Raw genomic sequence first — 7,610 nt, 5'->3', positions numbered from 1 at the left:
CGCTCGCCGGGATTAAGCGGCGAGGGCGTAGTTAGCGTCGTTCGCAACTAGCTTGGTTGCTTTCAAGTTTTACGAGGAAGAAAGCACCTCGGCATGCACGTCGAATTTCCAACCGCTGTCGAAACCATGTCACCCCCAGCGACGAGAACAGTACCACAGTTATGAAGTTTTGAGCCTTCCGTGATCGGTAAGTGAAATCTGCCCGCTATCAGTGATGTTGCTGATAAAAGTCGCGAAAATGATTTGGTCAGGGCCATCGGAACCTGCAAGTCCTTATCAGAAAGAGGTTTTCAGGAAATGTTTCCCATCTGATTCAGCAATCACCGAGGCCTGACAGCCCGTTCCAGGTTGATATTCGCGCTAATGTGAATTTAAAGTTGATGGCATAAGTGGCGTTCGTCGTACGAACAGACGAAAGCTGCAACTTTTCTCAATTCAACTGCCCTGTTGTCGTGCATCTGCACGGGCAGCGAACGAGGCTTGCACGAACATTGTGCGGCGCCTCGGATCGAGACTAATCAGCTGTCGTGCCGCATGGTGCGGCCTTTCTCGCGCTGCCAGTCCCGGTCCTTCTCGGTGGAGCGCTTGTCGTGCAGTTTCTTGCCCTTGGCCAGGCCGATGTTCAGTTTCGCGCGGCCGTGAGTCCAGTGCAGATCCAGTGGCACGATGGTGTAGCCGGAGCGTTCGACCTTGCCACGCAGCAGATCGATCTGGCGCCGCGACAGCAGCAGCTTGCGGGTGCGCGTAGCGTCTGGCACCACATGTGTGGAGGCCGACAGCAGCGGGTTGAAATGCGCGCCGAGCAGCCAGGCTTCGCCGTTCTTCATGATCACGTAGGCTTCGGTGATCTGGGCCTTGCCGACTCTCAGGCTTTTGACTTCCCAGCCCAGCAGCACGATGCCGGCTTCGAACCGGTCCTCGATGAAGTACTCGAAGCGGGCACGCCGATTTTCGGCGATCTCGCGATCCGCCGATGCTTCCTTCTGCTTGCCGTTGCGCTTGGGCTGATTCATCGTCGGATTATAGAAGCCTGCGGGAGCAGCTCATCGGTGGAGAACAAGTGAAGGTCGAAGTGCTGAGTCACGAAGCAGACGGAATCCGGCTAGTGACCCTTGAACTGCCAGAGCCGGTAACCATCGGCGGCGCACTGGCCGCCGCTGGCCTGGGCCGCGACTGCGAGGCGAGAGTGGGGATGTTCGGTCGGCTGTGCAGCGCCGAGGAAACGATCAGCGAGGGCGCCAGAGTCGAGGTCTACAAACCGTTGCTGGCGGATCCGAAACAGGTGCGACGTCAGCGAGCGCGGATACGACGCCCTCAAGCCTGAAACGGGCGCTTACTTGTCCTTGTCCTTATCCTTTTGCGACTCGTCGGAAGGGTCTGCAGATTTCGGATCTAGGGGCGCGGTGTCGATGATCTCTTCTTTCTGCTCGCGGGAAACGCCGTCGCTGTCAGCCGCCTTGCCGGCATTGGCAATCTGCACGCCTTCCATGCGGCTCAGCTTTTCGGACTCGAAGAACAGGCTGATCGTGCGGCTGGAGACCTTGCCGCGCGGATCCTTGTAATAGCCGAAGTAATCCCAGCGATCCGAGCGGAATGGCGAGGAAGCGATCGGCGTGCCGAGCAGGAACTTCACCTGTTCGCGGGTCTGGCCGACCTTGAGCAGATCGAACTGCTTCTGCTCGATGACGTTGCCCTGACGTGTCGGCAGCTTGTAGACGATCGCGCAGCCGGAAAGGCCGAATGCCAGGACAGAAAGCAGGATCAGACGCATGGGCAGGGTATTGAGGTTGTGACTAGAAAACGAGGTGCGATAATAGCGCAAGCTCCGTTTTGTCACTCCCGCCCGAAGGAAAACTCATGGAATCGCAGGATCTCCGCAATGCGGGATTGAAGGTGACGCTGCCGCGTCTGAAGATCATCGAGATGCTTGAGCACAGTCCGACCCGTCATCTGTCGGCTGAAGAAATCTATCGGCGCCTGATGGATGGCGGCGAAGACATCGGTCTGGCCACGGTCTATCGGGTGCTCACGCAGTTCGAGGCTGCCGGCCTGGTTACCCGCCACCATTTCGAAGGCGGCCATGCCGTGTTCGAGCTGGAACGCGGCCATCATCACGATCACATCGTCTGCATGCAGTGTGGGCGGGTCGATGAGTTCGAAGACGACCTCATCGAAAAGCGCCAGCGCGAAATCGCGGAATCGCTGGGTTTCAAGCTCGTCGAGCACAACCTGATCATGTACGGCGAGTGCCAGAAGAAGGACTGCGTGCATCTCAAGCAGAACTCGAACCGCCGGCTCTGATCAATCAGAGCCCGCGAGCTCAGGCGTCCGTTGCCGCCTGACCGAGCAGTTCCTTCGCCAGCGTCACGGTGCTGCCGCTGCTGCCATCGCCGCCCAGCATTCGTGACAGTTCACTGACCCTCGCCGGCGCATCGAGCCTTTGCACGCGGGTGTAGGTGTGACCATCGCGAACCGATTTGGCAATACCGAAGTGATCGAGCCCGCGCGCCGCGACCTGGGCCAGATGGGTCACGCACAGCACCTGGCGCCGCGCGCCCAGCGCGCGTAGCTGCCGGCCGACGACATCGGCGGTGACCCCGCCGATGCCGGCATCCACTTCATCGAAGATCTGCGTGGCCGCACCGGCCTCGGACAGCAGGCTGACCTGCAGCGCCAGACTGATTCGGGATAGTTCGCCACCGGATGCGACCTTGGCCAAAGGCCGCGGCGGCTGGCCCGGGTTGGCCGAGAAATCGAAGCGCACCAGATCGACGCCATGCGAAGTCGGCTTGTCTCGGGCCAGCGGTTCGACGGCAACCACGAACTTGGCGTTCGGCATGCCCAGTTCGCGCACTCTGGCGGTCACCGCTTTTGCGAGCACGATGGCTGCTTTCCGGCGCGCTGCGGTCAGTGTCGCGGCTGCTGCCGTATAGGACGCCAAGGCGGTCTTGCGCTGGACTTCAAGACGGCCCAGCGCCGCGCCGGCATCTTCCAGAACCGCCAGTTCCGACTGCAGTTCCGCGTGTCGAGCGAACAGCTCATCGGCCCGCACGCGATGCTTGCGGGCAAGATCGTGGATGGCGGTCAGGCGGTTCTCGACGATGGCGAGACGTTCCGGATCGAGATCGAGGCGCTCGATCAAGCGGCGCAAGGAATCCGCCGCTTCACGGACCTGCGCCTGCGCGCCGGCAGTCAGCGTTTCCGCTTCAGCAAAACCCTCATGCAGCGGCACCAGACCGTGCAGCGAGGACAGCGCGCGCGACAGCTGGTCATAGACGCTGACCTCGTCGCCATAGAGCAGTTGCTGGGCACCATTGCCCTCGTCGAGCAGCCGTCCAGCATTGGCCAGGCGGCGATGTTCGGCGTCGAGTTCCGGCAACTCGTCGACACTCAAGCTCAGGGCATCCAGTTCCTGAAGCTGGAAGCGCAGATATTCGACTTGCGCCGGGTCGCGGCTCTGGGCGCTGCGCAGTTGTTCGATATCACGCTCGATGCGCTGCAACGCCTGCGCGGCTGTAGCGACCGCAGCGAGCGGTTCGGCATGGCGGCCGGCATCGTCGAGCGCCTGACGTTGCGCATCGCCGAGCAGCAAACTGCGGCTGTCGCCCTGACCGAAGATTTCGACCAGTCGTTCGCCCAGCTCGCGTAACTCCGTGGCGCTGACCGGGCTGCCGTTGACGAACGCGCGCGTGCGGCCTTCGGCGTGGACGATACGGCGGATCGCGCAGTCATCGCTGCCAGCTTCGAGCAGTTCGCGCTCGGCGAGCCAGGCGGCGGCATCGGCGCAGTCGTTGACCGAGAACTCGGCCGACACTTCAGCCCGTTCGCTGCCGGCACGGACCAGGGTCGCATCGGCACGCAGGCCGATGACCAAACCCAGCGCATCGATCAAGATCGACTTACCGGCGCCGGTTTCGCCGGTCAGCACGGTGAAGCCGGAGGACCAGTCAAGACTCAGCTCGTCGATGATCGCGAGATTGCGGATATGCAGGCTGCGCAGCATGGCTACTTTATGGCTGCTTCTTGGGGGGATTGCCGATCGGCGTGCGGCCCCAGTCGAGTTTGTCGCGCAGCAGCGCGAAATAGCTGTAGCTGGGCGGATGGATCAGCATCAGATCGGTCGGTGAGCGGCGAATCTCGACAGCATCGCTGGGATTCAGCGAGGTGCCGATCTGGCCATCGCAGGTCATCGTCGCACCGGTTTCGCTGGCGCCGAGCACGATGCGCACGGTTCGCGAGGCCGGTACGACGATCGGGCGATCGGTCAGCGTATGCGGGCAGATCGGCACCAGCGCCAGCGCGGCCAGCGCCGGATGGACTACGGGGCCGCCGCCGGATAGCGCATAGGCCGTCGAGCCGGTCGCGGTGGATACGATGAAGCCATCGGCGCGGTGCTGGCTGATGAACTCCCAGCCGCTGCCGTCGCCGACATCGCTGGCCAGATAGGTCGCGAACTCGACCATGCGGATCGCTGCCTGGTTGCGTACCACGACATCGTTGACTGCGAGCCAGGGCAGGCTCAGGCCACCATCGGCGCGGCGCACGCGGGCTTCGAGGATCAGCCGGGAGGCGCGGATGTACTCGCCGCGAAACAGCGCTTCCAGCGTCGTCGCCATGTCTTCGGGTCGAACATCGACGAGAAAGCCGAGGCGACCCTGGTTGACGCCGAGGATCGGCACACCGGAACTGGCAAGGCTGCGGCCGGCATCGAGCAAGGTGCCGTCGCCGCCGATCACGACGACCAGCTGGCAGCGCTTCGCGAGCACTTCGCGGCTGGCGGCTTCGATGCCGCTGTTGGGCGGCAGCAGCCGCGCGGTCTCGGTTTCGACCAGAACTTCACGCCCATGCTGGCGCAACAGGGCGCAAAGCTGGCGCAGAGTGCCGGTAACGCGCTCGTCCCTGCGTTTGCCGATCACGCCGACAGTCTGGAAAAGGCTCTGGGACACGAAGGGCGCGTGAAGGACGGGCAGGCCGCGGGGATAAGGGCGAAGTGGGCGCAAATTATCATGAAACCGGCGCATCAAATTTCGCTGTGAAGTTCAGGCGGACAGCCCCCTGTCGCGGGCAATGCGTGCAATTCTTGACAAGGTTTTTTTCCCGTTGCTAGCGTTCCTCGAATTCCGAGCTGCCATGTCCGACAAACTTGACCCACGCGCCGCCGCGCTGCTGAAGCTGCTGATCGAACGCCACGTGCACGACGGGCAGCCGGTCGGTTCGCGAACTTTGGCCCGCGCGTTCCAGGTCGAGCTCAGTCCGGCGACCATCCGCAATGTGATGGCCGATCTCGAAGACCTCGGCTTCGTCGCTTCGCCGCATACCTCCGCCGGCCGCGTGCCGACTCAGGCCGGCTACCGCTATTTCGTCGATTCGCTGCTGGCACCGGAGCCGCTGGCGGCTGCCGAGCAGGCACGCATCGCCAATGAACTGCTGCCCGGCAACAAGTCCTCCGCCGACATGCTGCACACGGTCTCCGGCCTGTTGTCGCGGTTGTCGTCGATGGCCGGTGTGGTCACCGTGCCGCGCCGCAATGTCACTGTGCTGCGGCGAATCGAGTTCCTGAACTTGTCTGGCGGACGGGTGCTGGCGATCCTGGTCGTCAACCAGCGCGAAGTGCAGAACCGCGTGCTCGACATGGGCCGCGACTACAGCTCGCAGGAACTGGAGCGCTACGCCAACATCATCAACGAGACCTTCGCCGGCCGCGATCTGCTGAGCTTGCGCCGCAGCCTCGCCGAAGAACTGAGCGAGGCGCAGACCCGGGTCAACCAGATGCTCGGCGAAGCGGCGAAGCTGGCCGATGCCGCGTTGCGCAATCAGGAAGCCGACGATTACGTGATCGCCGGCGGCACCAATCTGCTCGGTTTTCAGGAACTGGCCGATGTCGGCCGTCTGCGCCGGCTGTTCGACGTGCTCGACCAGAAGCGTGAACTGCTGGAGCTGTTCGATCAGTGCCTGGGTGCTTCTGGTGTGCAGATCTTCATCGGCGACGAATCCGGCTACCAGGTGCTCGACGGCTGCAGCCTGGTCACCGCGCCGTACACCATCGATGGTCAGGTGGCCGGTGTGCTCGGCGTCATCGGTCCGACCCGGATGGCCTACCAGCGGATCATTCCGCTGGTCAGTGAAGCGGCGCGTCTGCTCGGCACTGGCCTTGGCTCGGGGCTGGGCTCGGGGCTTGAAAGCCGCTGAAGCATCCCAAACTGGCTGATCAGGCGGGGCGCGGGGGCGCTCTGCTTCATTCCCCAGTATCTGAACCCGAGTAGAAAAAGCATGACGGATCAACCCGATATGACGTTGGCCGCGCCCGACGACCGCAACGATGGCCCCGTGTCGATCGAAGAGTACGAGGCCTTGAACGCCAAGCTGACCGAGGCCGAAACCGCTGCGTCAACGGCCCGCGATGGTCATCTGCGTGCGCTTGCCGAACTCGACAACGTGCGCAAGCGCGCCGAGCGTGAGATCGACAGCGCCCGCAAGTACGGCAGCGAGCGCGTGCTTGGTGACCTGCTGGCGATCAGCGACAGCCTGGAGCTGGGCCTGAAGGCTGCCGGTGCGCCGGAAGCCACGGTGCAGTCGATACGCGAAGGCATGGCGCTGACCCAGAAACAGTTGGCAATGTTCTTCGAGAAGTTCGGCGTCGTCGCTGTCGACCCGGCCGGTCAGGTCTTCGACCCGACCTATCACGAAGCGGTATCGGCCATCCCGAGCAGCGATGTCGCGCCGAACCACGTCCTCAGCGTCATGCAGAAGGGCTACCGCCTGCACGAGCGTCTGCTGCGGCCGGCGATGGTCATCGTCGCCAAGGCGCCGCCGACCTCGTAACGCGGTTGCTGACCGGATTCCGGCGCCAGCGCTTGAATCTGCGGCTTCCGACAACAAATAGTTTTCATCCCCAATACACGTAACTCTCACGAACTCTGGAGTAGCAGACACATGGCCAAGATCATCGGCATCGACCTCGGCACCACCAATTCCTGCGTCGCGATCATGGAAGGCGGTACGGCCAAGGTCATCGAGAACGCGGAAGGCGAGCGCACTACGCCGTCGGTTGTCGCCTATCAGGAAGACGGCCAGACCACCGTCGGCCGCCCGGCGAAGCGCCAGGCCGTCACCAATCCGCACAACACGCTGTATGCGGTGAAGCGCCTGATCGGCCGCCGTTTCGACGACGCCGTGGTGCAGAAGGACATCGCGATGGTGCCGTACAAGATCGTCAAGGCCGCCAATGGCGATGCTTGGGTCGAAGCGCGCGGCAAGCCGATGGCTGCCCAGCAGATCTCGGCCGAAGTGCTGATCAAGATGAAGAAGACCGCCGAAGACTATCTCGGCGAGAAGGTCACCGAAGCGGTCATTACCGTGCCGGCTTACTTCAACGACGCCCAGCGCCAGGCGACCAAGGACGCCGGCAAGATCGCCGGTCTCGACGTCAAGCGCATCATCAACGAGCCGACTGCGGCCGCGCTCGCCTTCGGCATGGACAAGGTCAAGGGCGACCGCAAGATCGCCGTCTATGACCTCGGCGGCGGCACCTTCGATATCTCGATCATCGAGATCGCCGAAGTCGATGGCGAGCACCAGTTCGAAGTGCTGTCGACCAATGGCGACACCTT

Annotated in this window: 9 protein-coding genes and 1 other RNA gene; 5 read left to right on the top strand and 5 right to left on the bottom strand. The window is 62.9% G+C overall.

The genetic code is table 11. The features are described from left to right. Both ssrA and smpB read right to left on the bottom strand, forming a co-directional pair. Positions 1-137, bottom strand: a transfer-messenger RNA (tmRNA) gene (gene ssrA, locus QZY06_RS00050); the annotation flags it as partial. Positions 138-518: 381 nt separating this feature from the next. Further along, a complete protein-coding gene (smpB, locus tag QZY06_RS00045) occupies positions 519-1,013 on the bottom strand; it encodes an SsrA-binding protein SmpB (RefSeq protein ID WP_295678578.1) in 495 nt (164 codons plus the stop codon). On the opposite strand from smpB, the gene QZY06_RS00040 reads away from it, so the two are divergent. Next, entirely contained in the window at positions 974-1,324 is a 351-nt protein-coding gene (locus tag QZY06_RS00040) for an RnfH family protein (protein WP_295678576.1), read from the top strand. The genes smpB and QZY06_RS00040 overlap by 40 nt on opposite strands. 9 nt (positions 1,325-1,333) lie before the next feature. Here QZY06_RS00040 and QZY06_RS00035 read toward each other — a convergent pair whose 3' ends face one another. Then, a complete protein-coding gene (locus QZY06_RS00035; RefSeq protein WP_295678574.1) occupies positions 1,334-1,771 on the bottom strand; it encodes an outer membrane protein assembly factor BamE in 438 nt (145 codons plus the stop codon). Positions 1,772-1,857: 86 nt separating this feature from the next. Between QZY06_RS00035 and fur the strand changes: the two genes are divergently transcribed. After that, a complete protein-coding gene (gene fur / locus QZY06_RS00030) occupies positions 1,858-2,301 on the top strand; it encodes a ferric iron uptake transcriptional regulator (protein ID WP_295678573.1) in 444 nt (147 codons plus the stop codon). Between the two features lie 19 nt (positions 2,302-2,320). Here fur and recN read toward each other — a convergent pair whose 3' ends face one another. Together recN and QZY06_RS00020 are read right to left on the bottom strand one after the other, a co-directional pair. Then, the gene (recN, locus tag QZY06_RS00025; protein WP_295678570.1) at positions 2,321-4,003 is read right to left on the bottom strand and encodes a DNA repair protein RecN; all 1,683 of its coding nucleotides are present in this window, start codon (positions 4,001-4,003) and stop codon (positions 2,321-2,323) included. A gap of 7 nt (positions 4,004-4,010) precedes the next feature. Then, a complete protein-coding gene (locus tag QZY06_RS00020; RefSeq protein ID WP_295678567.1) occupies positions 4,011-4,946 on the bottom strand; it encodes an NAD(+)/NADH kinase in 936 nt (311 codons plus the stop codon). Between the two features lie 184 nt (positions 4,947-5,130). On the opposite strand from QZY06_RS00020, the gene hrcA reads away from it, so the two are divergent. From hrcA to QZY06_RS00005, 3 genes are all read left to right on the top strand, one after another. Beyond that, on the top strand, positions 5,131-6,189 hold the full coding sequence (gene hrcA / locus QZY06_RS00015; protein WP_295678564.1) for a heat-inducible transcriptional repressor HrcA: 1,059 nt from the start codon (positions 5,131-5,133) through the stop codon (positions 6,187-6,189). A 99-nt stretch (positions 6,190-6,288) separates the two neighbouring features. Then, complete coding sequence (grpE, locus tag QZY06_RS00010) at positions 6,289-6,822, top strand: nucleotide exchange factor GrpE (protein WP_295678561.1); 534 nt, start codon at positions 6,289-6,291, stop codon at positions 6,820-6,822. A 111-nt stretch (positions 6,823-6,933) separates the two neighbouring features. Beyond that, positions 6,934-7,610, top strand: a 677-nt coding sequence (locus QZY06_RS00005; protein ID WP_295678557.1) for an Hsp70 family protein, incomplete at its 3' end; no start/stop codon positions are given.

It is taken from the genome of uncultured Nevskia sp. (assembly GCF_903885465.1).
GTDB lineage: Bacteria > Pseudomonadota > Gammaproteobacteria > Nevskiales > Nevskiaceae > Nevskia.
The sequence above is the reverse complement of the archived record's forward strand: the minus strand, read 5'-3'. Positions and strand labels throughout refer to the sequence as shown.

Coding starts and splice junctions, on each gene's coding strand:
- recN (WP_295678570.1), bottom strand. CDS start 4,003: ATGCTGCGCAGCCTGCATATCCGCAATCTCGCGATCATCGACGAGCTG.
- grpE (WP_295678561.1), top strand. CDS start 6,289: ATGACGTTGGCCGCGCCCGACGACCGCAACGATGGCCCCGTGTCGATC.
- hrcA (WP_295678564.1), top strand. CDS start 5,131: ATGTCCGACAAACTTGACCCACGCGCCGCCGCGCTGCTGAAGCTGCTG.
- smpB (WP_295678578.1), bottom strand. CDS start 1,013: ATGAATCAGCCCAAGCGCAACGGCAAGCAGAAGGAAGCATCGGCGGAT.
- fur (WP_295678573.1), top strand. CDS start 1,858: ATGGAATCGCAGGATCTCCGCAATGCGGGATTGAAGGTGACGCTGCCG.
- QZY06_RS00040 (WP_295678576.1), top strand. CDS start 974: ATGCTTCCTTCTGCTTGCCGTTGCGCTTGGGCTGATTCATCGTCGGAT.
- QZY06_RS00035 (WP_295678574.1), bottom strand. CDS start 1,771: ATGCGTCTGATCCTGCTTTCTGTCCTGGCATTCGGCCTTTCCGGCTGC.